Genomic DNA, 25,906 nt, shown 5'->3' with positions numbered 1-25,906 from the left:
GGGGCCGCCCCCTCAGCCGTGCGTACGCACGCGCGCGCTCAGGCGCCCGTGACCTCCACCGCGGCCAGGTTCTTCTTGCCGCGGCGCAGTACCAGCCAGCGCCCGTGCAGCAGGTCCTCCTGGGCGGGGACCGCGTCCTCGGCGGTGACCTTCGTGTTGTTCACGTAGGCACCGCCCTCCTTGACCGTGCGGCGCGCCGCGGACTTGCTGGCGACCAGGCCGACCTCCGCGAAGAGGTCCACCGCGGGGCCGAGCTCGGCGACCTGGATGTGCGGCACCTCGGAGAGGGCCGCGGCCAGCGTCTTCGCGTCGAGCTCCGCCAGCTCGCCCTGGCCGAACAGGGCCCTGGACGCGGCGATCACGGCGGCCGTCTGGCCGGCGCCGTGCACCAGCGTGGTCAGCTCCTCGGCGAGCGCGCGCTGTGCCGCGCGGGCCTGCGGACGCTCCTCGGTCTGCCGCTCCAGGTCCTCGATCTCCTCGTGGGACCGGAAGCTGAAGATGCGCAGGAACTTGGAGACGTCCCGGTCGTCCGCGTTCAGCCAGAACTGGTAGAACGCGTACGGCGTGGTCATCTCGGGATCCAGCCAGACCGTGCCGGACTCCGTCTTGCCGAACTTGGTGCCGTCCGCCTTGGTGATCAGCGGAGTGCCGAGCGCGTGCACCACGGCCTCCGGCTCGACCCGGTGGATCAGGTCCGTGCCCGAGGTGAGGTTGCCCCACTGGTCGCTGCCGCCGGTCTGCAGCGTGCAGCCGAACCTCCGGTACAGCTCCAGGAAGTCCATGCCCTGCAGGATCTGGTAGCTGAACTCCGTGTAGCTGATGCCCGCGTCGGAGTTGAGCCGCCGCGAGACGGCCTCCTTGGCGATCATCTTGTTGACCCGGAAGTGCTTGCCCATGTCGCGCAGGAACTCGATGGCCGACATGCCCTGGGTCCAGTCCAGGTTGTTGACCATCACCGCGGCGTTCGGGCCCTCGAAGTCCAGCAGCGGGGCGATCTGCGCGCGCAGCCGCTCCACCCACTCGGCGACGACCTCGGGCGAGTTCAGCGTGCGCTCGGAGTTCGGCTTCGGGTCACCGATCAGACCCGTGGCACCGCCCACCAGGCCCAGCGGGCGGTGGCCCGCCCGCTGGATCCGGCGCATCGTGAGGATCTGCACGAGGTTGCCGAGATGCAGACTGGGCGCGGTCGGGTCGAAGCCGCAATAGAACGTGACGGGACCGTCCGCGAACGCCTTGCGCAATGCGTCCTCGTCAGTGGAGAGGGCGATCAGCCCCCGCCACTTCAGTTCGTCGACGATGTCCGTCACGGTTCTCGTATCTCCTTGAGTGGTCTCGTGAATCAGGTACGAGGTTATACGCCCTGGCTGACAGAGCTCATGTTGAAGTCGGGCACCCTCAGCGCGGGCATCGCAGCACGAGTGAACCAATCGCTCCATTCGCGCGGCAATGTCTTTTCCGTGCGCCCCGCCTCCGTCGCCCGCGACAGCAGGTCCACCGGCGACTCGTTGAACCGGAAGTTGTTCACCTCGCCGACGACCTGCCCGTTCTCGACGAGGTAGACGCCGTCCCGGGTCAGTCCCGTGAGCAGCAGCGTCGCCGGGTCGACCTCGCGGATGTACCAGAGGCAGGTCAGCAGCAGCCCGCGCTCGGTGGCGGCGACCATCTCCTCCAGGGAGCGGTCCTCGCCGCCGTCCAGGATCAGGTTCCCGATCGTCGGCGCGACGGGCAGCCCGGTCAGGCCGGCGCTGTGCCGGGTGGTGGAGAGACGGGCCAGCGTGCCCTGGCTCACCCAGTCCGTCGCGGACAACGGGAGCCCGTTGTCGAACACGGACGCGTCGTCGCCGGAGGAGTGCGTGAGCACGAAGGGCGCGGACTCCAGCCCCGGCTCGTTCGGGTCGCTGCGCAGCGTCAGCGGCAGCTCGGTGAGCCTCTCGCCGACGCGGGTGCCGCCGCCGGGCTTGCTGAAGACTGTCCTGCCCTCGGCCGCGTCCCGGGCCGCCGCCGACCACATCTGGTAGATCAGCAGGTCCGCGACGGCGGTCGGCGGCAGCAGCGTCTCGTAGCGCCCCGCCGGCAGGTCGACGCGCCGCTCGGCCCAGCCCAGCCGGACGGCCAGCTCGGCGTCGAGCGCCGCCGGATCGACGTCCTTGAAGTCACGGGTGGAGCGCCCCGCCCACGCCGAGCGCGTACGGTCCGGCGACTTGGCGTTGAGCTCCAGTGTCCCGTTGGGCTGGTCGTGCCGCAGACGCAGCCCCGTCGACGTACCGAGATAGCTGGAGACCAGCTCGTGGTTGGCGAAGCCGTACAGCTCACGGCCGCCCGCCCGCGCGCGGGCGAACGACTCGCCGAGCGCGGGGGCGAAGTCCGCGAAGACGGTGGAGGAGGTCTCGGCGGGCGCGTCCGTGAAGTCCGGGGACTCCGGTACCCCCGTGACCAGCGGCTGGGCGTCCTCGGCGGGGCCCGCGCCGCGTGCCGCCGCCTCCGCGGCCCGCACCAGCGGCTCCAGCTCGTCCGAGGTCACCGCCGCGCGCGAGACGACCCCGGACGCCGTGCCCTCACGGCCGTCGACGGTCGCGACGACGGTGAGCGTGCGCCCCCGCGTCACCCCGTTCGTGGTCAGCGCGTTGCCCGCCCAGCGCAGGTTCGCGGTCGAGTGCTCGTCGGCGATCACCACACAGCCGTCGGCGCGGGAGAGTTCGAGGGCGCGCTCGACGACCTCGTGCGGCTTGTTCGGCTTGTTGGTGCGCTCGCTCATCGACCGGCCTCCTGCGTCGTGTTCAGAATGTTGACGCCCTTGAAGAGGGCGGACGGGCAGCCGTGCGAGACCGCCGCGACCTGGCCCGGCTGGGCCTTGCCGCAGTTGAAGGCACCGCCCAGGACGTACGTCTGCGGACCGCCCACCGCGGCCATGGACCCCCAGAAGTCCGTCGTCGTCGCCTGGTACGCGACATCGCGCAGCTGACCGGTGATCCGGCCGTTCTCGATCCTGAAGAACCGCTGCCCGGTGAACTGGAAGTTGTAGCGCTGCATGTCGATCGACCAGGACCGGTCGCCGACGACGTAGATGCCGCGGTCCACACCCCCGATCAGGTCCTCGGTGGAGAGCCCCGCGGGGTCCGGTTGCAGGGACACGTTGGCCATCCGCTGCACGGGCACGTGCCCGGGGGAGTCGGCGTAGGCGCATCCGTTCGAACGCTCGAAGCCGGTCAGCCGGGCGATACGGCGGTCGAGCTGGTACCCGACGAGCGTGCCGTCCTTCACCAGGTCCCAGGACTGGCCCTCGACGCCCTCGTCGTCGTACCCGATGGTCGCGAGGCCGTGCTCGGCGGTGCGGTCACCGGTGACGTTCATCCGCTCGGAGCCGTACCTCAACTTGCCGAGCTGGTCGAAGGTGGCGAAGGAGGTGCCCGCGTACGCCGCCTCGTAGCCCAGCGCGCGGTCCAGCTCGGTGGCGTGGCCGATGGACTCGTGGATGGTCAGCCACAGGTTGGAGGGGTCGACCACGAGGTCGTACAGCCCCGACTGGACGCTCGGTGCCCGCATCTTCTCGGCGAGCAGCTCGGGGATCCGCTCCAGCTCGGAGTCCCAGTCCCAGCCGGTGCCCGTCAGGTACTCCCAGCCGCGCCCGGCCGGGGGCGCGATGGTGCGCATCGAGTCGAACTCGCCGCTCGACTCGTCGACGGCGACGGCGGTCAGCTGCGGGTGCAGCCGGACGCGCTGCTGCGTGGTGACGGTCCCCGCGGTGTCGGCGTAGAACTTGTTCTCGTGCACGGTCAGCAGCGAGGCGTCGACGTGGTTGACGCCATCGGCCGCCAGCAGCCGGGCACTCCAGTCCGAGAGCAGCCCGGCCTTCTCCTCGGCCGGCACGGAGAAGGGGTCGATGTCGTACGACGAGACCCAGGTCTTCTCGGCGTGCACCGGTTCGCCGGCCAGCTCCACCCGCTCGTCGGAACCCGCCGCCTTGATCACCTGGGCCGAGAGCTTCGCCATCGCGACGGCCTGCGAGGCGACCTTCGCGGCCGCGTCCATCGTCAGATCCACGCCCGACGCGAACCCCCAGGTCCCGCCGTGCACCACCCGCACCGCGTACCCCAGGTCGGTGGTGTCCGACGATCCGGCGGGTTTGGCGTCGCGCAGCCGCCAGGACGCGCTGCGCACCCGTTCGCACCGGAAGTCCGCGTGCTCGGCGCCCAGGGCACGGGCGCGCGCCAGCGCGGCGTCGGCGAGGGCGCGCAGCGGCAGTGCCGTGAAGGCTTCGTCGATGGAATGAGGCACGGAGGTCTCCCTGCTGTCGTGGCCTGTCGGGTCCGATCATGTCGCGCGGGCGGGTCCGGCGGCCACGGCTTTGCCTCGGCCGAGGCCGGATCTTTCCGTCGGCGGAAGCCGGCTTTCTGTAGGGATCCGACAGCGAGCCCCCCGCGCCACTGTCGGGGACCGATTCTCCGGGAGACGGACCGGACCGATAGGTTTTCGGGGAAGGCGCCTGTCCTGCAGGGGTTTCAGACTGCTATCGAAAGGGTGATCCGTTGAGCCGCTCGGTTCTCGTCACCGGAGGCAACCGGGGCATCGGCCTCGCCATCGCCCGCGCGTTCGCCGATGCCGGCGACAAAGTCGCGATCACATACCGCTCGGGTGAGCCGCCGGCCGCCCTCACCGCCCTGGGCTGCCTCGCCGTCAAGTGCGACATCACCGACACCGAGCAGGTGGAGCAGGCCTACAAGGAGATCGAGGCCGAGCACGGTCCCGTCGAGATCCTGGTCGCCAACGCCGGTGTCACCAAGGACCAGCTCCTGATGCGCATGTCCGAGGAGGACTTCACCTCCGTCCTCGACACGAACCTCACCGGCACCTTCCGGGTCGTCAAGCGCGCCAACCGCGGCATGCTCCGCGCCAAGAAGGGGCGCGTCGTCCTCATCTCCTCGGTCGTGGGGCTGCTGGGCTCCGCGGGACAGTCGAACTACGCCGCCTCCAAGGCCGCTCTGGTCGGCTTCGCGCGGTCGCTCGCGCGGGAGCTCGGCTCGCGGAACATCACCTTCAACGTCGTCGCGCCCGGTTTCGTCGACACCGACATGACCAAGGTGCTCACCGACGAGCAGCGTGCGGGCATCGTCGCCCAGGTGCCGCTCGGCCGGTACGCGCAGCCCGAGGAGATCGCCGCCGCGGTGCGGTTCCTCGCCTCGGACGACGCCTCGTACATCACTGGAGCCGTCATTCCGGTTGACGGCGGACTGGGAATGGGTCACTGATCACCATGAGTGGAATCCTCGAGGGCAAGCGCGTCCTGATCACCGGTGTGCTGATGGAGTCCTCCATCGCGTTCCACACCGCCAAGCTGGCCCAGGAGCAGGGCGCCGAGATCATCCTGACCGCGTTCCCGCGGCCCACGCTGACCGAGCGCATCGCCAAGAAGCTCCCCAAGCCGACCAAGGTCATCGAGCTCGACGTCACCAACGACGAGCACCTCGGGCGGCTGGCCGACATCGTCGGCGAGGAGCTGGGCAGCCTCGACGGCGTCGTGCACTCCATCGGCTTCGCGCCGCAGGACGCACTCGGCGGCAACTTCCTCAACACGCCGTTCGAGTCGGTGGCCACCGCCATGCACGTCTCGGCGTTCTCCCTGAAGTCGCTGACCATGGCCTGCCTTCCGCTGATGCAGAACGGCGGCTCGGTCGTCGGCCTCACCTTCGACGCGCAGTACGCCTGGCCGCAGTACGACTGGATGGGCCCGGCCAAGGCCGCCCTGGAGGCCACCAGCCGCTACATGGCGCGCGACCTGGGCAAGCAGAACATCCGCTGCAACCTCATCTCGGCGGGCCCCATCGGTTCCATGGCCGCCAAGTCCATCCCGGGCTTCAGCGACCTGGCCGCCGTGTGGGACACCCGCTCCCCGCTGGAGTGGGACCTGAAGGACCCGGAGCCGGCCGGCAAGGGCGTCGTCGCCCTGCTGAGCGACTGGTTCCCGAAGACCACCGGTGAGATCATCCACGTCGACGGCGGTCTGCACGCGATCGGCGCGTAGGCGCTCGCACAGGCGTTCCCGTACGGAGCGGACCGCCGCGTAGCCTCGAACGGAGGCGACCCTCCCGTACCGAGGCGACCGTCCCGTACGGAGGCGACCCTCCCGTACCTCGTGCGAAGAGCACCGTCCCGTACGGCCGTGACGCCCCGTTTCCCGCCTCGCGCGGGGAGCGGGGCGTCGCCCGTTCGGCCCAGTCGGCCGGGCGGCAGGGGCACCCCACCACGCACGATTGGAGTACGCACCGCCCCGCAGCCGTACGGCCGAGGAGGTCCCCCTTGTGCGCCTGTCCCGCCGTTTTGCCCCGGTGTTCGCCGCCGTCACGCTGATGGTCGCGCTGCCGTACGACGCGATGCCCAACGCGCGTGGACGCCACGAGAGCACCGCCGTGCCCCAGCCGTTCGGCGCGGCGTGCCGCACCACGGTCACCGGCTCCCACGCGGTCGCGTACTGCCACAACCCCTATCCGGGGACGGACCTGGTCAGTCTGCACATCGAGTGCGACCGCTGGTGGGACATCGACACCGACGCCACCGCTGTCGAGGCGGGACCCGCGATGACGGTGCGGATGGAGGGCCGGTGCTGGAAGGAGATCCGCTCGGTGTGGGTCAGTCACCGGAAGCGGGACGCCTGAGCCACGGGCGGCACTGGAACGGGTAGCCCGCGGCCTCCGCGGCCGCCGCCTCCGTGTCACCCCCGCGGATCGCGTCGACGAGCCGCGCGTGGTCCATGTACGTCTCCGGCGTCAGCCCCTCGCCGACGTCGTCGCGCAGCCAGTCGCGCAGCACCTCGCCCAGGTCCGCGTACATCGCCGTCATGACGTCGTTGTGGGACGCGGCCACCACCGCCAGATGGAAGGTCGCGTCGGCGGTCACGAAGGCCTCCGTGTCGCCAGACTCCCAGGCGTCCTCGCGCCGGAGCAGCAGCGCGTCGAGCTGCTTGAGATCGCGGTCGGTGCGCCGTTCGGCGGCCAGCTTCGCGGCGCTCGACTCCAGGGTGGAACGCAGCTCGGCGATGTGCCGGGGTTCGGCGTCGGCGAAGCGGCGGTGCATCACGCCCGCGAGTTCGCTGGTCGCGACGACGTAGGTGCCCGAACCCTGGCGGATGTCGAGCAGGCCGTTGTGGGCGAGCGCCCGGACGGCCTCCCGGACCGTGTTGCGGGCGACGCCCAGTTGTTCGACGAGCTCCGGTTCGGTCGGGATGCGGGAGCCGACCGGCCACTCGCCGGAGGTGATCTGGTTCCGCAGCTCGGCGATGACCTGCTCGGACAGCGCCGAACGGCGGGGGTGGCTCAGCGGCATGGCGGTCCTTCGTACGGGCCCGGTGCGGTCGTTCGCGCGGGGCCGGAGGTTAACGCAGCGAGAGTGGACAGCCAATCATCCCATGATTCTATGATGACGCCATGGCCATCGAGGAAACCCGGACCACCACGTCCCCACCGATACGCGGCTGCGCGGATCAGGAGCCCAGGAGCGAGACGGCGTCCCTGCAAGCTCCCCCGCGCGCGTGGGCGACGCGGCTGGTGATCGTGGGCATCGTCCTCGCGGCCCTCAACCTGCGTCCCGCCATCACCAGCTTCGGCGCCCTCCTCGAAGAGGTGCGCGACGGACTCGGCATGAGCGGCAGCGTCGCCGGACTGCTCACCTCCGTGCCACCGTTCTGCTTCGCCGTCTTCGGCGTCATGGCGCCACGGCTCGCCCGCCGCTTCGGGCCCGGCGTGGTCGTCTGCGCCGGGATGGTCGCCATCACGGCGGGGCTCGCGATCCGCCCGTACACCGGGAGCGCGGCCGGCTTCCTGGCCGCCAGTGCCCTCGCGCTCATGGGCATCGCCGTCAGCAACGTGCTCATGCCGGTGATCGTCAAGCGCTGGTTCCCGGACCGGGTCGGCTCCATGACCGGCCTCTACTCGATGGCGCTCGCCCTGGGCACCTCGGCCGCGGCAGCCCTGACCGTGCCCATGACCGACGCCCTGGGCGGCAGTTGGCGCTCGGGGCTGGCTGTGTGGGCGGGGCTCGCCGGGGTCGCCGTACTGCCGTGGATCGCGCTCGTCCGCACCCGGGGCGCCGCTTCCCCGGGCGGTGAGCGCCCGCCCGCCGCGGCCTCCGCCCCGCCCGAGCCCGACGGGCTGCGCATCACCCGCAGCCGGACCGCCTGGGCCCTCGCCGTCTTCTTCGGACTCCAGGCCACCGCCGCCTACATCACGATGGGCTGGATGCCGCAGATCTTCCGCGACGCGGGCGTCTCCGCGGGCACCGCGGGACTGCTTCTCGCCGTCACGATGGTGATGGGCGTGCCGCTGGCCTTCGTCATCCCGCGCCTGGCCACCCGGCTGCCCCACCAGGGGCCCATCGTGGTCGCGCTCGGCGCCTGCGGACTCGCCGGGTACGCGGGTCTCTACGCCGCCCCGGCCGGCGGCGCCTGGGCCTGGGCCCTGCTGCTCGGCGTCTCCAACTGCGCCTTCCCGCTCGCCCTCACCATGGTCGGCATGCGCGCCCGGACCGGGGTGGGTGTCGCCCAGCTCTCGGCCTTCGCGCAGAGCACCGGCTATCTGCTCTCGATCCCGGGACCCCTGCTCGTCGGCGTGCTCTACCAGCACAGCGGCGGCTGGGGCCTGCCGATCGCGCTCATGGCCGCGCTGATGGTCCCGCAGATCGCGGTGGGCGTCCTGGCGGGCCGCGACCGCACGGTCGAGGACGAGGCCACCCCCGTACCCCGCCCCTGAGGACGCGGGCCCGGGGTGCAGGCGGACAGGGACCCGGCCGGACCGCGAGCCGCCCCCGACCCGCCCGCGAGCGCGGCCGACCGGACCCCGGGCGACCGGGCGGGACGGGGCGTGGCAGCCGGGCGACACGCGGCGGGACGGCCGACCCCACCCACCGGAGACCGGGCGAAGGGTGCGAGACTGGGCGTATGCCAGTGCTCGATCCGAACCCCCAGAACGGCCAGAAGAAGATGCTGCTCGTCTTCGGCACGTTCCTCGCCATCACCGTGATCATCGCCGTCATCGCGACCATCGCCTCTCCGTGACCTCGCCCGCGCCCCCCGGGGACGGCGATGGTGGGGCTAGCCCCCGTGTCCCCTAGGGGGTGAGTGTCAGGGTCAAGTGGGTGGATCACCGGATGGGTTGACGTACCCGGATTCCGTAACTTCGAGATGTGGCCGCGAGGACGCGGAACACGGACCACGCGAAGACCCACGGAGGCGGCATGTCGGCCCGTACGCACCCCCGGCCCCACCCGGTGACCCCGGGCCGCGTCGAGATCCGTCTGCCCTGGTGGGCCGTCGCCCTGCCGGCCCTCGCCTTCGCCACCCTGCTGCTCCTGCTGCTGAACCCGGCGGACGCGCATGCCGCGGCCGGCGACCCCGCGCTCACCCACCTCTTCGAGCGCCTCCAGCAGACCGTGCAGCACCAGGCCTCCTGAGCCGCCTTCACGCAGGGTGCCGCACCCCTCGCGCACCGTGCCGAACGGCAGCTGTCCCGTGGTGAAGGAGCCCGTCAACTCCTTGAGCCACATGGCGTGTTTCGTGCGAAGCTGGGACTCATGAGCGTCGCAGAACCCCGCAGGATTGTCCTCTTCCGGCATGCGAAAGCCGACTGGCCACAGGTGTCCGACCATGAGCGGCCGCTCGCTGACCGGGGCCGTACGGACGCCGCTATCGCCGGACGCAGGCTGGCCGACACCGGCATCCCCTTCGATCTGGCCCTCTGCTCCACCGCGGCCCGGACCCGTGAGACCTGGAAGCTCGCCGTCCATGAGTTCCCGCACCGGCCGAAAACGGTCTATGAGGAGCGGCTCTACGAGGCCTCGCCGGGCGAGCTGATCGCCGTACTCAACGAAACCCCGGACGATGCCCAGGACGTGCTCCTGATCGGGCACAATCCCGGCATCCAGGGCCTCGCCGAGGTACTGGCCGGCCAGGCCGAGGGCGAGGCCCGCGCCCGGATGACCGAGCGCGGCTTCCCCACCGCGGCCTTCGCCGTGCTGTCCTTCGACGGTTCCTGGAAATCACTGGAGCCGGGCGTGACCACGCTGATCGACTACTGGGCACCCACCGAGTAACCCACCCGTGCGGACGGCACGGGGGCCCGGCACCGTCTCGACGGTGCCGGGCCCCCGTCGTACCGGCCAGGACCCCGGCGTGCGCCGGGCGGGCGTCAGGAACGCGCGGTCAGTGGTCGTCCAGATGCATGTCCGCCGCCTCGACCTCTTCGCGGGTGACCCCCAGCAGATACAGCACGGTGTCCAGGAAGGGGAAGTTCACCGCGGTGTGCGCGGCCTCCCGTACGACGGGCTTGGCGTTGAACGCGACACCGAGACCCGCCGCGTTGAGCATGTCGAGGTCGTTGGCGCCGTCACCGATCGCCACGGTCTGGACGAGCGGTACCCCCGCCTCCGCCGCGAACCGGCGCAGCAGCCGTGCCTTGCCCGCCCGGTCCACGATCTCGCCGGTGACCCGGCCGGTCAGTTTCCCGTCGGCGATCTCCAGCGTGTTGGCCTGCGCGAAGTCGAGCCCGAGCCGCTCCTTCAGGTCGTCCGTGATCTGGGTGAACCCGCCCGACACGACACCGACTTGGAAGCCGAGGCGCTTCAGCGTACGGATCAGGGTGCGCGCGCCGGGCGTCAGCCGTACCTCCTCGCGCACCTTGTTCACCACCGAGGCGTCCAGCCCCTTCAGCAGCGCCACGCGCGCGTGCAGCGACTCCTCGAAGTCCATTTCCCCGCGCATCGCGGCGGCCGTCACCTCGGCGACCTCGGCCTCGCACCCGGCGTGCGCGGCGAAGAGCTCGATCACCTCGTCCTGGATCAGCGTCGAGTCCACGTCCATGACGACCAGCCGCTGGGCCCGCCGGTGCAGCCCCGACGCGACCACGGCGATGTCCACCCCGAGCGCCGCGGCCTCCGTCACCAGCGCGGTGCGCAGCGCCTCGGTCTCCGCACCGGACACGGCGAACTCCACCGCCGTCACCGGGTACTTGGCGAGCCGGAAGATACGGTCGATGTTCCCGCCGGTCTTGGTGATCCGCGCGGCGATCGAGGCCGTCGACTCGGCGGTGAGCGGATGTCCGAGCACGGTGACGTGCGAACGCCCCATGCCGCGCGGCCGGTTGTCGCCGAGGCCGGAGATGATCTCCGCCTGCATCTTCATCGAGTCCGCCCAGCTGTGCACGGTGGCCCGCAGATCGCCCTCCAGACCGGAGGGCGGCTCGGTCACGAGCGCGCACAGCACGATCCGGCCACGGGTGACGACCTGCTCGATGTCGACCACGTCGACGGAGAAGGCGGCGAGGGTGTCGAAGAGTCCGGCCGTGATGCCCGGCCGGTCCTTGCCGAAGATCTTGACAAGGAGGGTGGGGGTATCGGGGGTCTGCGTAGCGCTCATGGTGCTTCCACCGTATCCGGCACCCAGTGCCTTCCGCCCCCGCGGTCCGTCCAGCGGACAGGGAACTCTGGGTGTCGGAGTAGTGTCGCGCGCGTTTCCCCGAGTCGACGCCCAGCTCCGCCACGCGGTGGGCGGCGGGGCTCAGTCACGCCGCCGGGGGCCGGGCGGCGGAGGCTGGCCCTGGTCGGGCGGGGGCTGCGGGGGAGGGGGCACGCTCTGCCCGGGTGGCCGCCTGCGCGGTCCCGGCGGCTGTGGCAGCGGCCGGACGACCGTCGGCGCGCCGTACACGTCGTCGGGCGCCCGTTTCCGCTCGGGCGGCTGCCCGCCGCGCGGCTCCCGCAGCTCGTCGGGCAGCCGCAGATACGGATTGGTGTCGGGGTTCGCGGGCCGGTACGGCGCGCTCGGCGCGTACGGCCCCGACCGCGGCGGGGGACCGGCGTGGGGCGGCGGGCCGGGGGCGTCGGCGTCACCCAGTGCCAGGGGCGCCGCCCGCCGTCCCGCGGCGCCGCCCGCGTACGCCAGCAGCGCGCCGGCCGCCCCCGCGCCCGCGCCCCACACGGCGCCGAACAGCAGTGCGATGCCCAGATGGCCGTGCAGCCGGATCCCGGCGCCGAACGCGTCGATGCCGAACACCGACAGCGAGGCGTCCACGGACACGTCCGTCAGCCACGCCAGCAGCGGCAGTGCCAGCGCCGTCGCGATGCCCAGCCGAAGAGCGCAGCGACCGGCGAACCCGAGGGCGCCCACGCCTCGTACATCGGGGGCACCCGGGATCCCCCCGGAAGCGGCAGCCCGCCGCCGTACAAAAGGCGTACGCGTGGCAGCGAGGACGCCCGCGAAGAGCATCATGAGCGCTGCCGCGACCCCCAACAGCCAGACACGACCGTCGAGTTCCGCGAGACGGCCCAGGGTCACGGGCCGGCCGGAGTCGGCACTCAGCAGCCTGTCCAGGGGGTCGGGGAGCAGTGTGGCGAGTTCGCCGGTGGCCCTGCCGTCCCAGGGGACGAGGAGACCGATCGGCACACCGAGCCACACCCCGTTGGGCGCGCCGAGCAGCGCCGCGCCCGCGATCAGCTTGGGGTGGGGGTCGCCGATCGCCGCGTACGCCGCCGCCGCGAGCCCCGCGACGACCGCCACCAGTGCCACCGTGACCAGCGCGGACGCGGCCGGCCGCACCATCCGGTGCACACCCTCCCAGCCGCGCGGCAGGGGGGTGCGCCGGGAGGCCAGCAGGGAGATCACCAGGACTCCGGCGGCCCAGGCGGCACCGCCGAGCAGTGTGGGCACCGTGTCCACGGTGAATCCCACCGCCGCCTTCGCGTCCACGAGGTCGTCGATCCTGCCCGGCAGCAGTCCACCGAGGTCGCCGAGCCCGCCCGGCAGCTTGTCGGTGATCTTCCCGAGCCCGCCGCCCGTCACCCTGTCGAGTCCGAGCTTGTTCCCGTCGATGGTGATGACGTCGTGACCGGCCCAGGCGAGTCCGCCCAGGGTCGCCACGAACAGGACGACCACCGCGCCCGCGCGCGCCAGGAGTTCGGACGGCGCGATCACAACTCCCGCTCCCCGCAAGGAGCGCAGGAAGAAGTAGGAGAGCAGCAGCGCGCCGACCAGTCCCACACCCAGTGGCGTGATCTGGATGGCCGTGTGCGCCTCGGCGCCCTTCAGCCCGAAGGCCGACACGTTGCCGGACGGTTCGACCGCGCCGTTCGCGCCCAGTGCCACCACGGCCGCGGTCATCGGCCCGAGCGAGCCGGCCTCGTCCGCGCCCACCAGATGGAGGCCGAGCGCGGCCGTGCCCGCCATCGCGATCAACGCCCAGCTCACCGAGGCGATCGCGGACAGCAGCACATCCCCCCACGGCACGCGCCTGCCGCGCCCCACGGTGTCGATGCTCATCGTCAGACCCCCCGATCCACGCCGCGGTACCACCACCATGGATGTCCCCCTCGCGTGGGATTACCACTCTCCGGTCCGGTATCAACCCCGTCAACGGAAACGGGCAACCCACCCGTACCCGGTCTTCGCGGGGCCCGGCTTTCGGTCAGGGGCCTGCTCCTGAAATAGTTCCCCCCGATGTTCGACATCCCTAGACTCCCTTTGATGGGGGTAACTCGGGGGACAACTCAGTGGGGCATGGAGTGCCAGAACTCGTACTGGAATTGAACGGACGGACCTGGACGCTCGATGCGGCCAGGCCATACACCCTCGGACGTGATCCGCAGGGGGACGTCGTGCTCGACGACGCCAGGGTGTCCTGGCGTCACGCCACGATCAGCTGGAGCGGCCGCAGTTGGGTCATCGAGGATCACGGCAGCACCAACGGCACGTTCGTGCAGGGGCAGCGGATCCATCAGCTGGAGATCGGGCCCGGTTCGGCCGTGCACCTCGGCAACGCGACCGACGGTCCGCGGCTGAAGCTGTCGGGCGCCGCGGCCCCGGCCGTACAGCCCCAGCAACAGCCGTACGCCGCGCAGGGCGCGGGCCCCGGCTGGGCCCAGCAGGCACCGCAGCAGCAGGCGCCCGAGCAGGGTCACCAGCCGCCGCAGCCCGCGGGGCAGGTGCCGAGGCAGCAGGGACCCGGTGGCGCCGCGGGGGCGCCACCGGTCTACGGAGACCGCAGCCCGACCACCTTCCACCAGCTGGACCTCGGCCGGGTGATGCGCATCGGCCGTGCGCTGGAGAACGAACTGGTCGTCTCCGACCTCCAGGTCTCGCGCCACCACGCCGAGTTCCACGCGACGCCCGACGGCCGCTTCGAGATCCGCGACCTGGGCTCGCACAACGGCACGTATGTCAACGGCATGCCGATCGCCAAGGGCGGCTCGGCACTGCTCGGCCCGAACGACATCGTGGGCGTCGGCCACTCGACGTTCCGTCTCGTCGGCGACCGTCTCGAGGAGTTCGTCGACACCGGCGAGGTGTCCTTCTCCGCCCGTCACCTGACCGTGACGGTCGACGGCGGCAAGCAGATCCTCAAGGACGTCTCCTTCGGCGTGCCCGAGAAGTCGCTGATCGCGGTCATCGGCCCGTCCGGCTCCGGCAAGTCGACACTCCTGAAGGCGCTCACGGGCTACCGCCCGGCCAACCAGGGTGACGTCCTCTACGACAACCGCAACCTGTACAAGCAGTTCGCCGAGCTGCGCCAGCGCATCGGTCTGGTCCCGCAGGACGACATCCTGCACAAGGAGCTGACCGTCAAGAAGGCCCTCAAGTACGCGGCCAAGCTGCGCTTCCCCGCCGACACCACGGGCGAGGAGCGCGAGGCGCGGATAAACGAGGTGCTGCGCGAGCTGAAGCTGGACATCCACAAGGAGAAGAAGGTCACCTCCCTCTCCGGTGGCCAGCGCAAGCGCGTCTCCGTGGCCCTGGAACTGCTGACCAAGCCGTCGCTGATCTTCCTGGACGAGCCGACCTCCGGCCTCGACCCGGGCATGGACCGCGACGTCATGCAGTTGCTGCGCGGCCTCGCCGACGACGGCCGTACGGTCCTGGTGGTCACGCACTCCGTGGCGGAACTGGCCATCTGCGACAAGCTGCTCGTGATGGCCCCCGGCGGCTCGGTGGCGTACTTCGGGCCGCCCGAGGAGGCGCTGAACTTCTTCGGCTACGAGACCTGGGCCGACGTCTTCTCCGCCTTCGAGAACTACCGCGACTACGACTGGGCGGGCCGCTGGAAGGGCTCGCAGCACTACCAGATGTACGCCGCGGACATCGACGCGGTCGCCCCGCAGTCGGTGAACGTGTCGCCGCAGCAGGCGATGAAGCCGCCGAAGCCGCAGAGCTGGGGCTCCCAGCTGACGACCCTGGTCCGCCGGTACGTCTCGGTGATCGCGTCCGACAAGGGCTTCCTGGCGCTGACGGTGATCCTGCCGGCGGTGCTGGGCTCGGTGAGCCTGCTCATCGACTCGGACAAGACCCTGCTGGTCAACCCGATCGTCACCAAGTCCGGCGTGCACGTCGCGAACGGCACGGCGACGACGGTGCTCCTGATCCTCGCGGTCGGCGCGTGCTTCGCGGGCGCGGCCAACTCCGTCCGTGAGCTGATCAAGGAACGGGTGATCTACGAGCGGGAGCGCGCGACGGGTCTGTCGCGTTCCGCGTACCTGATGTCCAAGGTGATCGTCCTCGGCGTGGTGACGCTGTTGCAGGGTGCCCTGGTCGGTGCCATCGGCTTCGGCAGCCGCACGGTCCCGGACAAGGGTCTGATCCTCACCAGCCTGCCCAAGGTCGAGCTCACCCTGCCGATCATGGCGCTGGGCTTCGCGTCGATGATGTTCGGGCTGGTCATCTCCTCGCTGGTGAAGACCGCCGAGAAGACGATGCCGCTGCTGGTCATGTTCGCGATCGTCCAGGTCGTGTTCACCGGGTGCCTCTTCATCCTGAACGGCACGATCGGCGTCAACCAGTTCTCGTACCTGATGCCGGCCCGCTGGGCCGTCGCCGCGTCCGGTGCCACGCTGGACTTCAACAACATCTTCCCGAACCAGGACGATCCGACGAGCACGGACCCGCTGTGGAACCACACGGCCGGCGTCTGGGCCATGGACATGGTCGCCCTGATCGTCCTCGGTGTGCTCTGCGGGTTCTTCGTGGCCCGCTTCCTGCGCCGCCACGAGCCCGAGGTCATGCGCAAGTAGTCGCGCGGATGTGCGCGAAGGGCGGCACCCCGGTCGGGGTGCCGCCCTTCGGCGTACGGCGGAGAGGTCCGCGCCCTGCCTCAGTACGCGCTGTTCACGTTGTCCATCGAGCCGTACTTGTCGGCCGCGTAGTTGCAGGCGGCGGTGATGTTGGCGACCGGGTCGTAGATGTTCCACGAGGTACCGGGCACGTGGTAGGCCTTGAAGGTCGGCGGGATGACCTGGAGCAGGCCCTTCGACGGTATTCCGTTGATGGCGTTGATGTCCCAGCCGTTGATGGCCTGGGGGTTGCCGGACGACTCCCGCATGATGTTCTTGTACAGCCCGTGGTACGAGCCGGGGATCTTGTGCTTCTTCATGATGTCGAGCGACTGGTGGATCCAGCCGTCGAGGTTGTTCGTGTACGTCTTCGCTGCGACGGTCTCGACGTGGATGCGCTGCACGGAGCGGCTCGCGGCCTGCTCCTTCGTGCGCGCGTCCTGGGCGGCCTTCGCGGCGGCGGTCTTCTTGGCGAGCTCGGCGTTCTTCTTGGTGACGGCCGCGTCGGCCGCCTTCTTCGCCGCGATGCTCTGGGCCTTCAGGCTGGCGCCGGCCATCTGGTCGGTGATGCTGGCCTTGACGTCCTTGATGGGCTGCTGACCGAAGGCGACCGGAGCCTGCGAGACGGCGGCGTCGTTCGTGGTGCTGGTCTGTGCGCCGCTGGGCGCCGCGGTGAACGCCAGGGCCGCTGCACCGAGGGTGGCGATACCGGCGATCGAAAGCTTGTGGACCTTGGTCAGCTTCGGACTATGACCAGGAGTGATGATGTTCTTGGGCATAACTGATGGACCTCTTCGAATAGCGCGGATGCCGCTCCCGGTCCGGTGGGGACACTTCGTTTCCGGATCAAACGCTGCGGGTAAGAACCTGCGGCGTTGAGCGACTGGAGCCATTGTTAGCGGCCGCAAAATCGTGTGGCAAAGGTGTGACGTACGACGCCGAGTAGTAGGTCCAGGAGGGGCAAAACGGGACATAGTGGCACGTCTGCCCCGCTCATCAAGGCCCCGTTTATCTCCTATGTCCGTTCGTACGTGATGTGCGCCCTATGTGCGGGCTCACACGGCGCTTAGATCGTTCTCACCGCTAGTTGCTGAAGCAACGCCCAGGGTGAGCGTTCTCCGCCGGGAGGATGAGGTGGGCATCCCCGAACTCGTGCCACAGGTAGAGCCCCCTCACCGCCGCGGCGTAGGCGCGCTCGACCGCGGCCCTTCCCGCGACGGCCTCCAGCATCAGCAGATGGGAGGCCTCCGGCTCGTGCAGCCCGGTCAGCAGCCCGTCGACCACCCGCACACCCCGCCGCGGCGTCACCACGAGATCCGTCCACCCCCGGCCGGCGCGGACCACCCCGTCGGGGCCCGCCGCCGACTCGACCGCGCGCACGGCCGTCGTACCGACCGCCACGATCCGCCCGTCTCCCGCCCTCGCCGCGTTGATCAGCCGCGCCGACGCCTCCGGCACCTCGTACCACTCCATGGAGGGCGGCTCATGGGCCTCGGCCGAGGAGACGCCCGTGTGCAGCCTGATCGGAGCGACCTGCGTTCCCCGGCTCACCAGCTCCGTCACCAGACGCGCGGTGAAGGGCCGGGCCGCGCTCGGCATCTCCGCGCTGCCCGCGCCGTCGGCGGACGGCAGCGCGAACACCGTCTGATAGACGGAGAGCGGCTGGTCCCGCTCCGTATAGGAGTACCGAATGGCACGCCCGTGCCGCCGCAGCAGCCCGGGCACGTCCGTACCAGGCACCCGCGCCCACCACAGCCGGGCGCCGCCCGCCGTCAGCGGCTCCTCCATTACGAGCCGCACATCGCCCGCGAGGCACACCTCCGTCCCCGCGGGCCCGCCCCGGCGCGGACCCGTGGTGCCCCTCCCATCGGGATCCCGCAGCTCGACGGCCCACCGCCCGTCATCGCCCCGGGTGGAGAAATGGACCACCACGCGCGCGTGCCCGATCCGTCCGTCGACGGCGGCGGCCAACGTGGGGGAGGTGTTCACGACGAGCAGGTCCCCGGCCCGCAGCTGCCGCGGCAGCTCCGCGAACGTGTGATGCGACACCTCCCCACCCCGGGAGACCAGCAGGCGCACGGAATCCCGGTCCCGCCCGGGTCCGCGCTGCTCGGCCGGCACCCGCGCCGACAACTCCTCCGGAACCCGCACCACGGTCGTCACCGCTCCTCCAGGAGTGCGGGCGCCGCGTAGCGGCCACTGGCCGGCCGCTCGTCGAGCAGCCTCAGGAAGGCCGGCACCACGCTGTCCGGCGCCGGCCGCGGCCCCCCGTCGCCCGGTACGGCCGCCGCGTACAGGTCCGTGGCCATGTCCCCGGGGTCCACGGACCAGACCCGCAGGCCGGGCTCCTCCTCGGCGAGCACGGCCGAGAGGTGGTCGAGGGCGGCCTTCGACGCCCCGTAACCGCCCCACGTCGGGTACGCCTCGGCCGCCGCGTCCGAGCTGACCGCGACGACCGCGCCCGCCCCCGCGGCCCGCAGCAGCGGCAGCGCCTCCTGGACCAGGCCGAGCGCCGCGACCACATTGACCTCCAGAGCCCGCCGCAGCCCGCCCGGTGTCAGATCCTCCAGCCGGACCAGCGGCTCGGCGCCGAGCGCGCTCGCGTTGTTCACCAGCAGATCGACGCCCCCGAACCCACGGGCCGCCGCCACCAGCGCCGCCCGGTGCCCGGCGTCCGTGACGTCCCCGGGCAGCGCCGCCACCCGGGTCCCGTACCCGGACAGCGCCTCCGCCGCCTCCTCCAGAACCCCGGCGGTCCTGGCATCGAGCACCAGATCCCAGCCGCGCCGCGCCAGGGCCGCGCCGAGCGCCCGCCCCAGCCCCTTCGAAGCCCCCGTGATGACCGCTACCGGCATGACGTCCGTCCCCTCGTCCCGGCCCGCCGCCGACGGCGGGCGTCCTCAACGTAGGAACCGGACCGCTCCCGCCGCCTCGTACGCGAGTCCCGGCGACCGGGGGCCCTTCGTCCTAGGCCCAGCGGCCCAGACGCGGCCACCACAGGTCGGATACGCACGGTCACACCCCACGGGTACGTTGGGGTCATGAGCCAAGGTCCCCGGTCCGGTCTGTACGCGGTGAGCTCCGCGCTGCTGGCCATGAGCCGGCACCTGGAGGTGCGCGACGTCCTCAAGACGATCGTCGCCTCGGCCCGCGAGCTTCTCGACGCCCAGTACGCGGCGCTCGGCGTCCCCGACGACCACGGCGGCTTCGCCCAGTTCGTGGTCGACGGCGTCAGCGACGCCCAATGGAAGGCCATCGGCCCGCTTCCGCGCCAGCACGGCATCCTCGCCGCGATGCTGCACGAGGCCCGCCCCGAGCGACTCGCCGATGTGCGCAGGGACCCCCGCTTCGAGGGCTGGCCCGCCGCCCACCCCGACATGTCCGACTTCCTCGGCCTGCCCGTCCGCGACGGCGACGAGACCATCGCGGCCCTGTTCCTCGCCAACAAGAACGGCACCAGGCCCGACGGCGGCTGCGGCTTCACCGAGGACGACGAGGAACTCCTCACGATCCTCGCCCAGCACGCGGCGATCGCCCTGACCAACGCCCGCCTGTACGAGCGCAGCCGCGAACTCACCATCGCCGAGGAGCGCTCCCGTCTCGCACACGAACTGCACGACGCCGTCAGCCAGAAGCTGTTCTCCCTGCGCCTGACGGCGCAGGCCGCCGCCGCCCTCGTCGACCGCGACCCCGCACGCGCCAAGGGCGAACTGCACCAGGTGGCCGCGCTCGCCGCCGAGGCCACCGAGGAACTGCGCGCCGCCGTCATCGAGTTGCGCCCCGCCGCCCTCGACGAGGACGGCCTCGTGGCCACACTGCGCACCCAGATCCAGGTGCTCGACCGCGCCCACTCCGCACACGTGACCTTCACCGGCCGGGGCGTGCGCGCCCTGCCCGCCGCTCAGGAGGAGGCCATGCTGCGCGTCGCCCAGGAGGCCCTCCACAACGCGCTGCGCCACTCCGGGGCGGCCCGCGTCGATGTCCTCCTGGAGAAGCGCGGACCGGGCGCCGTGCTCCGCGTCACCGACGACGGCGACGGCTTCGACCCGACGGCGATACGCACCGCGGGACGCCACCTCGGCCTGGTCTCCATGCGCGACCGGTCGAGCGGGGTCGGCGGCACGCTGACCGTGGAATCGGCGCCCGGAAAGGGCACCACGATCGAGATGGAGGTCCCTGGTGGCTGAAGCAATCAAGGTGCTGCTCGTCGACGACCACCAGGTGGTCCGCCGGGGCCTGCGCACCTTCCTCGAGGTGCAGGACGACATCGAGGTCGTGGGAGAGGCGTCCGACGGCGCCGAAGGGGTCGCCCGCGCCGAGGAGTTGAAGCCCGACGTCGTCCTCATGGACGTCAAGATGCCGGGCATGGACGGCATCGACGCGCTGCGCAGACTCCGTGAACTCGCCAACCCCGCGCGTGTGCTGATCGTCACCAGCTTCACCGAGCAGCGCACGGTGATCCCGGCCCTGCGCGCGGGTGCGGCGGGCTACGTCTACAAGGACGTGGATCCCGACGCCCTCGCCGGGGCCATCCGCTCCGTGCACGCCGGGCACATCCTGCTGCAACCCGAGGTGGCGGGCGTTCTGCTGTCCCAGGAGGAGGCCAACTCGGGCCAGGGAAGGGGCGGTTCGCTCACCGAGCGGGAACGCGAGGTGCTCGGCCTGATCGCCGACGGCCGGTCCAACCGGGAGATCGCACGCGCGCTCGTCCTCTCCGAGAAGACCGTCAAGACGCATGTCTCGAACATCCTGATGAAGCTCGACCTCGCCGACCGGACGCAGGCCGCGCTGTGGGCCGTACGGCATGGAGCGGCGGGCTGACCGCGGCAATGCGGAGGGTTCCGCTCCGGGCTGAGATTCATACCGTCGGGTGTATGTCACCCGGATGGCGCATCCTCCGCGGACCCGGGCCGTTCTCCAGTGCGTGCCGCGGTGATCTGCCGCGGTGATCGCTAGGGAGGGCTCAGAAGTGAAGAACCTGAAGAAGGCCACGGCTGTCGCGATGGTGGCGGGCGGCCTGGTCGCCGCCGGTGCCGGTATGGCTTCCGCGACGGACGGCTCGTGGGCGGGCGGCCAGGCCGCGGGCTCCCCGGGTGTCGTCTCGGGCAATGTCATCCAGGCGCCGATCCACATCCCCGTGAACGCGGTCGGCAACAGCGTGAACGTGATCGGGGTTCTGAACCCGGCCTTCGGCAACCTCGGCCTCAACCACTGAGGTCCGTGCCGCACTCGTCATGACCACCGGCCCCTCAGGCGCTTCTGAGGGGCCGGTCGGGTGTTGTCGGCCCATCGGTACATCGTTCGAATGGCCCGAATGGTCACTTCTGCCGGTGTTTCCGTACCGTGAGGCGGCTTTCCGCGTTGCTCAACGTACGACCCGCGGCCGGGTCGGAACCGCAATCGCAGGAGGAACGTTTCTGATGAACATCGCCAAGAAGGCCGCCATGGCCCTCACCGTCGCCGGTATCGCCGCGGGAGCCTCGGCCGGCGCGGCCGTGGCCGACGCGGGCGCCCAGGGCGGGGCCGCCCAGTCGCCGGGTGTCGTCTCGGGCAACGTCATCCAGGCGCCGATCCACATCCCCGTCAACGTCGTGGGCGACAGCGTGAACGTGGTCGGCCTCCTGAACCCGGCGTTCGGCGACAGGGGCGCGAACGGCTGACGCACCCCGCCGCACAGGGCCCCGCGGACATCCGCGGGGCCCTGTGCCGTCCGGACGGTTCGCACCGAACAGTCCGCTCCCAGCGCAGGCACGCCTATCCAGCCCGTCCGACGTTTGAGGACGGGCCCATCAGGCGAAGCCGTGCCGCGCCGAGCAAATCCGCACGGGCCCACTCCCCGCGCCCGCTCCCCGCACGGGCCCGCTCCCCGCGCTGAGCACGCGCCCCGCTCAGCGCACCCCCGCTCGCGCTCCTCCACGAACGCGTTGTACGCCGCCACCTGCGCCCGCCGGGCCGTCCGCTCCACCGGCCGCAGCGCCTCGGTCCGAGCCGCCATCTCCGAGGCGCTCACCGCCCCGCCGTGCCCGTTCTCGTACGCGACGGAGACCAGCAGACCCACCCGCTGGGCGAGCTCCAACACCCGCACCGCACGCGGCGGATACCCGGGCGCCAGCACCTCGCGCCCCCGCTCGGCCCGTGCCCGGTACGCGTCCACCGCCGCCTCCGCGACCGGCCCCGACCCGGCCACGTCCAGCCGCGACAACACCTCCGTCGCCTCGCGCAGCGCCTCCGCCAGCTCCCGCTCGGCCTCGCCGAGGGACGGCACGTCGGCGGGCGGCGCCTCCCGCACCGGGAGGCAGTGCCAGACGACCTCGACGTGGACGTCACCGGCAGGCCCGGCCTCGTACACCTCCGGCACGAGCCCCAGCGCGGCGCCGTGGCAGACGACCGCCTCCTCGGCGTCGAGGGCGCGCGCGTTGAAGTCCGGCGGCCCGCTCAGCCCGAGCGGGTGTCCCGGCGCGGGCAGCGCGACCCGCAGCCCGGCGACCCCGAGCGCCCGCAGTCGGCCGAGGGCGAGCGTGAGCCCGACGGGCCCCGCCTCGCCCGGCAGCCCCTCGACCCGGTGCACCGCGTCCTCGCCGACGATGGCGAGTACCGCGTCATCCGGAGATACAAAACCGGCCAAAAGGGCATTTCCCCATGAGGCCAAGCGTCCTGAGCGTGGTTCCGAGAGCATGCCTCCACCCTAAGGACCGGCCGATGGACAGGAGCGCCCGACCGGTGGCGTAGGTTTTCCCTGGGGGCTGCGTCCACAGACGTAAGCGACGGCCGAGACTGCAATGGGAGACAACGCGCTCATGAGCGATGTACTGGAGCTGGAGGACGTGTCCGTGGTCCGAGAGGGCCGGGCTCTGGTGGACCAGGTCTCCTGGTCGGTCAAGGAGGGGGAGCGCTGGGTCATCCTCGGCCCGAACGGCGCCGGCAAGACGACCCTCCTGAACCTCGCCTCCAGCTACCTCTTCCCCAGCCAGGGCACCGCCACCATCCTCGGCGAGACCCTCGGCAAGGTCGACGTCTTCGAGCTGCGCCCGCGCATCGGCGTGGCCGGCATCGCCATGGCCGAGAAGCTCCCCAAGCGCCAGACCGTCCTGCAGACCGTGCTCACCGCCGCCTACGGCATGACCGCGGGCTGGCACGAGGACTACGAGGACATCGACGAGCAGCGCGCCCGCGCCTTCCTCGACCGCCTCGGCATGAGCGACTACCTCGACCGCAGGTTCGGCACCCTCTCCGAGGGCGAGCGCAAGCGCACCCTGATCGCCCGCGCCCTGATGACCGACCCCGAGCTGCTCCTGCTCGACGAGCCCGCCGCCGGCCTCGACCTCGGCGGCCGCGAGGACCTCGTACGCCGTCTCGGCCGCCTCGCCCGCGACCCGATCGCCCCGTCCATGATCATGGTCACGCACCATGTCGAGGAGATCGCCCCGGGCTTCACCCACGTCCTGATGATCCGCCAGGGCAAGGTGCTCGCCGCGGGCCCCCTGGAGCTCGAGCTCACCTCCCGCAACCTCTCCCGCTGCTTCGGTCTCCCCCTCGTCGTCGAACAGGTCGGCGAGCGCTGGACCGCGCAGGGACTCCCGATGGCCTGACCCGTACGAGCACGAACCAGCCGTCACGAACCGCCCCGTGGGGGACAACCGCACCGCGGGACCCGGTACGAGCCCCCTCTCCACCCGATCCGCGCCCTGTCGCCGAACGGACCCGCGGACCTACCATGACCACGTGAACGACATCAACGCATGGGTGTGGTGGCTGGTCGGCGCGGCCGCGCTGGGCATCCCGCTCGTGGTGACCGCGATGCCGGAGTTCGGCATGCTCGCCGCGGGCGCCGCGGCTGCCGCGGTCACGGCCGGCCTCGGCGGCGGTGTCGTCCTCCAGGTGCTCGTCTTCTCCGCCGTCTCCGTCGCGCTCATCGCGGTCGTACGCCCCATCGCGACCCGGCACCGTTCCCAACGGCCCCAACTCGTCTCGGGCGTCGAGGCGTTGAAGGGCAGACAGGCCGTCGTCCTGGAGCGGGTGGACGGTTCGGGCGACGGCCGCATCAAGCTCGCCGGAGAGATCTGGTCGGCACGCGCCCTGGACACCGGACAGGCCTACGAGGTGGGCCAGGAGGTGGACGTCGTGGACATCGAAGGAGCCACGGCGATCGTCATGTGACCTCGGGCGACGCCAACTGAACCGAACGCCCCACGCGGCAGACGACGGTCTGTCAGACTCGTCCAGCAAGATCTTCAACAACCATAAGATCTTTCGGAAACACCGAGGCGGAGAAGGGTACGGGGAGTAATCGATGGCACCCATCATCATCGTCCTGATCATTCTGGTGGTGCTGGTTTTCATCGCCCTGATCAAGACCATCCAGGTCATCCCACAGGCCAGCGCCGCCATCGTCGAACGCTTCGGCCGGTACACGCGGACCCTCAACGCCGGCCTGAACATCGTGGTCCCGTTCATCGACTCGATCCGCAACCGCATCGACCTGCGTGAACAGGTCGTACCCTTCCCGCCGCAGCCGGTGATCACCCAGGACAACCTGGTCGTCAACATCGACACGGTCATCTATTACCAGGTCACCGACGCCCGCGCCGCGACCTACGAGGTCGCCAGCTACATCCAGGCGATCGAACAGCTCACCGTCACCACGCTCCGCAACATCATCGGCGGCATGGACCTGGAGCGGACCCTCACCTCCCGCGAGGAGATCAACGCGGCCCTGCGCGGTGTCCTCGACGAGGCGACCGGCAAGTGGGGCATCCGCGTCAACCGCGTGGAACTGAAGGCGATCGAGCCGCCCACCTCCATCCAGGACTCGATGGAGAAGCAGATGCGCGCCGACCGTGACAAGCGCGCCGCGATCCTCACCGCCGAGGGCATCCGCCAGTCGCAGATCCTCACCGCCGAGGGTGAGAAGCAGTCCGCGATCCTGCGCGCCGAAGGTGAGGCCAAGGCCGCCGCGCTGCGCGCCGAGGGCGAGGCCCAGGCGATCCGCACGGTCTTCGAGTCCATCCACGCCGGCGACGCGGACCAGAAACTCCTCGCCTACCAGTACCTCCAGATGCTCCCCAAGATCGCCGAGGGCGACGCCAACAAGCTCTGGATCGTGCCCAGCGAGATCGGCGACGCCCTCAAGGGACTGAGCGGTGCCATGGGCAACTTCGGCCCCATGGGCGGTGGTTCGGGCAGCGGCGGCTCTGAGCGCCGCGAGAAGCCGTCCGTCACCGACTGATGACGACGTACGGCGAGGGGGCCCGTCTCCGACCGGAGACGGGCCCCCTCGCCGTACGTCCTGCCGCCACGCGACAGGACCCCTAGGCCTCCCTAGGCCGCGGGCTGCACCAGCCATTGCGGCAGCGCGTCGAGGTCGTCGCGGTCCAGCGTGAGTAGCATCGCGTCGGCGGGCGTCGGCTCGAACGGCTGCCTGAGCAGCGGCATCCCCGCCTGCTCCGGCGTACGGGCCGCCTTGCGGTGGTTGTCCTCGGCGCAGGACGCGACCGTGTTCAGCCAGGAGTCCTGGCCGCCCTGCGCGCGGGGTACCACGTGGTCGACCGTCGTGGCCCGCCTGCCGCAGTACGCGCAGCGGTGGCGGTCGCGCACGAGGACTCCGCGCCTCGACCACGGGGCTTGTCTTCGGAAAGGCACCCTGACGTATCTGCACAGCCTGATCACCCGCGGCACGGGTATGTCGAGGGCGGCGCCACGCATACGCAGTTCGGGGTGGGCCTGCTCGACGACGGCCTTGTCCTGGAGCACCAGAACGACGGCTCGGTTCAACGTCACCGTCGACAGCGGCTCAAAGCTCGCGTTCAGAACCAGCGTGTCCCGCATCCTGCCC

General features: G+C 71.1%; 25 protein-coding genes and 1 pseudogene. 15 read left to right on the top strand and 11 right to left on the bottom strand.

Features of this window, described 5'->3' with window-relative positions:
* Positions 1-38: 38 nt before the first annotated feature.
* The 3 genes from tyrS to HEP85_RS09845 are packed head-to-tail and all read right to left on the bottom strand — an operon-like array spanning position 39 to position 4,275.
* Positions 39-1,307, bottom strand: a complete 1,269-nt coding sequence (gene tyrS, locus HEP85_RS09855) for a tyrosine--tRNA ligase (RefSeq protein ID WP_168527438.1) — start codon at positions 1,305-1,307, stop codon at positions 39-41.
* 44 nt (positions 1,308-1,351) lie between these two features.
* The gene (locus HEP85_RS09850; protein ID WP_168527437.1) at positions 1,352-2,755 is read right to left on the bottom strand and encodes a metallopeptidase TldD-related protein; all 1,404 of its coding nucleotides are present in this window, start codon (positions 2,753-2,755) and stop codon (positions 1,352-1,354) included.
* Positions 2,752-4,275: a TldD/PmbA family protein gene (locus HEP85_RS09845; protein WP_168527436.1), complete on the bottom strand. Its 1,524-nt coding sequence runs from the start codon at positions 4,273-4,275 to the stop codon at positions 2,752-2,754. The genes HEP85_RS09850 and HEP85_RS09845 overlap by 4 nt, the downstream gene beginning before the upstream one ends.
* 251 nt (positions 4,276-4,526) lie before the next feature.
* Here HEP85_RS09845 and fabG point away from each other — a divergent pair, with 251 nt between their 5' ends.
* The 3 genes from fabG (at position 4,527) to HEP85_RS09830 (ending at position 6,650) form a co-directional block, all read left to right on the top strand.
* Entirely contained in the window at positions 4,527-5,246 is a 720-nt protein-coding gene (fabG, locus tag HEP85_RS09840) for a 3-oxoacyl-[acyl-carrier-protein] reductase (protein WP_148007539.1), read from the top strand.
* A 5-nt stretch (positions 5,247-5,251) separates the two neighbouring features.
* Entirely contained in the window at positions 5,252-6,019 is a 768-nt protein-coding gene (gene fabI / locus HEP85_RS09835; protein WP_168527435.1) for an enoyl-ACP reductase FabI, read from the top strand.
* Positions 6,020-6,296: 277 nt separating this feature from the next.
* A complete protein-coding gene (locus HEP85_RS09830; RefSeq protein ID WP_168533488.1) occupies positions 6,297-6,650 on the top strand; it encodes a hypothetical protein in 354 nt (117 codons plus the stop codon).
* Here the strand turns inward: HEP85_RS09830 and HEP85_RS09825 are convergent.
* Complete coding sequence (locus HEP85_RS09825) at positions 6,625-7,317, bottom strand: FadR/GntR family transcriptional regulator (RefSeq protein WP_168527434.1); 693 nt, start codon at positions 7,315-7,317, stop codon at positions 6,625-6,627. The two genes, HEP85_RS09830 and HEP85_RS09825, sit on opposite strands and share 26 nt — an antisense overlap.
* Before the next feature lie 101 nt (positions 7,318-7,418).
* Here HEP85_RS09825 and HEP85_RS09820 point away from each other — a divergent pair, with 101 nt between their 5' ends.
* The 4 genes from HEP85_RS09820 (at position 7,419) to HEP85_RS09805 (ending at position 10,077) form a co-directional block, all read left to right on the top strand.
* Entirely contained in the window at positions 7,419-8,738 is a 1,320-nt protein-coding gene (locus tag HEP85_RS09820) for a CynX/NimT family MFS transporter (RefSeq protein ID WP_168527433.1), read from the top strand.
* Positions 8,739-8,926: 188 nt separating this feature from the next.
* Entirely contained in the window at positions 8,927-9,043 is a 117-nt protein-coding gene (locus HEP85_RS09815) for an SGM_5486 family transporter-associated protein (RefSeq protein ID WP_148007544.1), read from the top strand.
* A 179-nt stretch (positions 9,044-9,222) separates the two neighbouring features.
* Positions 9,223-9,438, top strand: a complete 216-nt coding sequence (locus tag HEP85_RS09810; protein ID WP_329286829.1) for a hypothetical protein — start codon at positions 9,223-9,225, stop codon at positions 9,436-9,438.
* 120 nt (positions 9,439-9,558) lie between these two features.
* A complete protein-coding gene (locus tag HEP85_RS09805; protein ID WP_168527432.1) occupies positions 9,559-10,077 on the top strand; it encodes a histidine phosphatase family protein in 519 nt (172 codons plus the stop codon).
* 109 nt (positions 10,078-10,186) lie between these two features.
* Here HEP85_RS09805 and serB read toward each other — a convergent pair whose 3' ends face one another.
* Entirely contained in the window at positions 10,187-11,398 is a 1,212-nt protein-coding gene (gene serB, locus HEP85_RS09800; protein WP_168527431.1) for a phosphoserine phosphatase SerB, read from the bottom strand.
* Positions 11,399-11,539: 141 nt separating this feature from the next.
* On the bottom strand, positions 11,540-13,294 hold the full coding sequence (locus HEP85_RS09795; protein ID WP_369657665.1) for a streptophobe family protein: 1,755 nt from the start codon (positions 13,292-13,294) through the stop codon (positions 11,540-11,542).
* 242 nt (positions 13,295-13,536) lie between these two features.
* On the opposite strand from HEP85_RS09795, the gene HEP85_RS09790 reads away from it, so the two are divergent.
* On the top strand, positions 13,537-16,035 hold the full coding sequence (locus HEP85_RS09790) for an FHA domain-containing protein (protein ID WP_168527430.1): 2,499 nt from the start codon (positions 13,537-13,539) through the stop codon (positions 16,033-16,035).
* Positions 16,036-16,115: 80 nt separating this feature from the next.
* Here the strand turns inward: HEP85_RS09790 and HEP85_RS09785 are convergent, their stop codons facing one another.
* The 3 genes from HEP85_RS09785 to HEP85_RS09775 all read right to left on the bottom strand — a co-directional run bounded on the left by HEP85_RS09785 (position 16,116) and on the right by HEP85_RS09775 (position 18,929).
* The gene (locus HEP85_RS09785; RefSeq protein ID WP_168527429.1) at positions 16,116-16,853 is read right to left on the bottom strand and encodes a transglycosylase SLT domain-containing protein; all 738 of its coding nucleotides are present in this window, start codon (positions 16,851-16,853) and stop codon (positions 16,116-16,118) included.
* A 304-nt stretch (positions 16,854-17,157) separates the two neighbouring features.
* Entirely contained in the window at positions 17,158-18,237 is a 1,080-nt protein-coding gene (locus HEP85_RS09780) for an S-adenosylmethionine:tRNA ribosyltransferase-isomerase (RefSeq protein ID WP_168527428.1), read from the bottom strand.
* Positions 18,234-18,929, bottom strand: a complete 696-nt coding sequence (locus HEP85_RS09775) for an SDR family NAD(P)-dependent oxidoreductase (RefSeq protein WP_369657664.1) — start codon at positions 18,927-18,929, stop codon at positions 18,234-18,236. The genes HEP85_RS09780 and HEP85_RS09775 overlap by 4 nt, the downstream gene beginning before the upstream one ends.
* Before the next feature lie 186 nt (positions 18,930-19,115).
* Here HEP85_RS09775 and HEP85_RS09770 point away from each other — a divergent pair, with 186 nt between their 5' ends.
* The 4 genes from HEP85_RS09770 (at position 19,116) to HEP85_RS09755 (ending at position 21,734) form a co-directional block, all read left to right on the top strand.
* Positions 19,116-20,261: a GAF domain-containing sensor histidine kinase gene (locus HEP85_RS09770; RefSeq protein WP_168527427.1), complete on the top strand. Its 1,146-nt coding sequence runs from the start codon at positions 19,116-19,118 to the stop codon at positions 20,259-20,261.
* The gene (locus tag HEP85_RS09765; protein WP_168527426.1) at positions 20,254-20,895 is read left to right on the top strand and encodes a response regulator transcription factor; all 642 of its coding nucleotides are present in this window, start codon (positions 20,254-20,256) and stop codon (positions 20,893-20,895) included. Before HEP85_RS09770 ends, HEP85_RS09765 begins: the two co-directional genes overlap by 8 nt.
* A gap of 148 nt (positions 20,896-21,043) precedes the next feature.
* Positions 21,044-21,289, top strand: a complete 246-nt coding sequence (locus HEP85_RS09760) for a chaplin (RefSeq protein ID WP_168527425.1) — start codon at positions 21,044-21,046, stop codon at positions 21,287-21,289.
* A gap of 205 nt (positions 21,290-21,494) precedes the next feature.
* Entirely contained in the window at positions 21,495-21,734 is a 240-nt protein-coding gene (locus HEP85_RS09755; RefSeq protein WP_168527424.1) for a chaplin, read from the top strand.
* A gap of 236 nt (positions 21,735-21,970) precedes the next feature.
* Here HEP85_RS09755 and HEP85_RS09750 read toward each other — a convergent pair.
* Positions 21,971-22,750 (bottom strand): annotated as a pseudogene (locus HEP85_RS09750) (hypothetical protein); the annotation flags it as partial.
* Positions 22,751-22,871: 121 nt separating this feature from the next.
* Here HEP85_RS09750 and HEP85_RS09745 point away from each other — a divergent pair.
* The 3 genes from HEP85_RS09745 (at position 22,872) to HEP85_RS09735 (ending at position 25,300) form a co-directional block, all read left to right on the top strand.
* A complete protein-coding gene (locus HEP85_RS09745; RefSeq protein ID WP_168527423.1) occupies positions 22,872-23,663 on the top strand; it encodes an ABC transporter ATP-binding protein in 792 nt (263 codons plus the stop codon).
* Between the two features lie 133 nt (positions 23,664-23,796).
* Complete coding sequence (locus HEP85_RS09740; RefSeq protein WP_329286812.1) at positions 23,797-24,231, top strand: NfeD family protein; 435 nt, start codon at positions 23,797-23,799, stop codon at positions 24,229-24,231.
* Between the two features lie 133 nt (positions 24,232-24,364).
* The gene (locus HEP85_RS09735) at positions 24,365-25,300 is read left to right on the top strand and encodes an SPFH domain-containing protein (protein WP_168527422.1); all 936 of its coding nucleotides are present in this window, start codon (positions 24,365-24,367) and stop codon (positions 25,298-25,300) included.
* Between the two features lie 92 nt (positions 25,301-25,392).
* On the opposite strand, the gene HEP85_RS09730 is transcribed toward HEP85_RS09735, so the two are convergent.
* Positions 25,393-25,899, bottom strand: a complete 507-nt coding sequence (locus HEP85_RS09730) for an HNH endonuclease (RefSeq protein WP_168527421.1) — start codon at positions 25,897-25,899, stop codon at positions 25,393-25,395.
* Positions 25,900-25,906 lie beyond the last annotated feature (7 nt).

Origin of the sequence: Streptomyces sp. RPA4-2 (assembly GCF_012273515.2) — a bacterium.
Lineage (GTDB): Bacteria > Actinomycetota > Actinomycetes > Streptomycetales > Streptomycetaceae > Streptomyces > Streptomyces kaempferi.
This window is presented reverse-complemented; position numbering and strand designations above follow the sequence as displayed.

Coding starts and splice junctions, on each gene's coding strand:
- serB (WP_168527431.1), bottom strand. CDS start 11,398: ATGAGCGCTACGCAGACCCCCGATACCCCCACCCTCCTTGTCAAGATC.
- HEP85_RS09850 (WP_168527437.1), bottom strand. CDS start 2,755: ATGAGCGAGCGCACCAACAAGCCGAACAAGCCGCACGAGGTCGTCGAG.
- HEP85_RS09810 (WP_329286829.1), top strand. CDS start 9,223: ATGTCGGCCCGTACGCACCCCCGGCCCCACCCGGTGACCCCGGGCCGC.
- HEP85_RS09815 (WP_148007544.1), top strand. CDS start 8,927: ATGCCAGTGCTCGATCCGAACCCCCAGAACGGCCAGAAGAAGATGCTG.
- HEP85_RS09755 (WP_168527424.1), top strand. CDS start 21,495: ATGAACATCGCCAAGAAGGCCGCCATGGCCCTCACCGTCGCCGGTATC.
- HEP85_RS09770 (WP_168527427.1), top strand. CDS start 19,116: ATGAGCCAAGGTCCCCGGTCCGGTCTGTACGCGGTGAGCTCCGCGCTG.
- HEP85_RS09785 (WP_168527429.1), bottom strand. CDS start 16,853: ATGCCCAAGAACATCATCACTCCTGGTCATAGTCCGAAGCTGACCAAG.
- HEP85_RS09745 (WP_168527423.1), top strand. CDS start 22,872: ATGAGCGATGTACTGGAGCTGGAGGACGTGTCCGTGGTCCGAGAGGGC.
- HEP85_RS09730 (WP_168527421.1), bottom strand. CDS start 25,899: ATGCGGGACACGCTGGTTCTGAACGCGAGCTTTGAGCCGCTGTCGACG.
- HEP85_RS09795 (WP_369657665.1), bottom strand. CDS start 13,294: ATGAGCATCGACACCGTGGGGCGCGGCAGGCGCGTGCCGTGGGGGGAT.
- HEP85_RS09775 (WP_369657664.1), bottom strand. CDS start 18,929: ATGCCGGTAGCGGTCATCACGGGGGCTTCGAAGGGGCTGGGGCGGGCG.
- fabI (WP_168527435.1), top strand. CDS start 5,252: ATGAGTGGAATCCTCGAGGGCAAGCGCGTCCTGATCACCGGTGTGCTG.
- HEP85_RS09820 (WP_168527433.1), top strand. CDS start 7,419: ATGGCCATCGAGGAAACCCGGACCACCACGTCCCCACCGATACGCGGC.
- HEP85_RS09805 (WP_168527432.1), top strand. CDS start 9,559: ATGAGCGTCGCAGAACCCCGCAGGATTGTCCTCTTCCGGCATGCGAAA.
- HEP85_RS09825 (WP_168527434.1), bottom strand. CDS start 7,317: ATGCCGCTGAGCCACCCCCGCCGTTCGGCGCTGTCCGAGCAGGTCATC.
- HEP85_RS09735 (WP_168527422.1), top strand. CDS start 24,365: ATGGCACCCATCATCATCGTCCTGATCATTCTGGTGGTGCTGGTTTTC.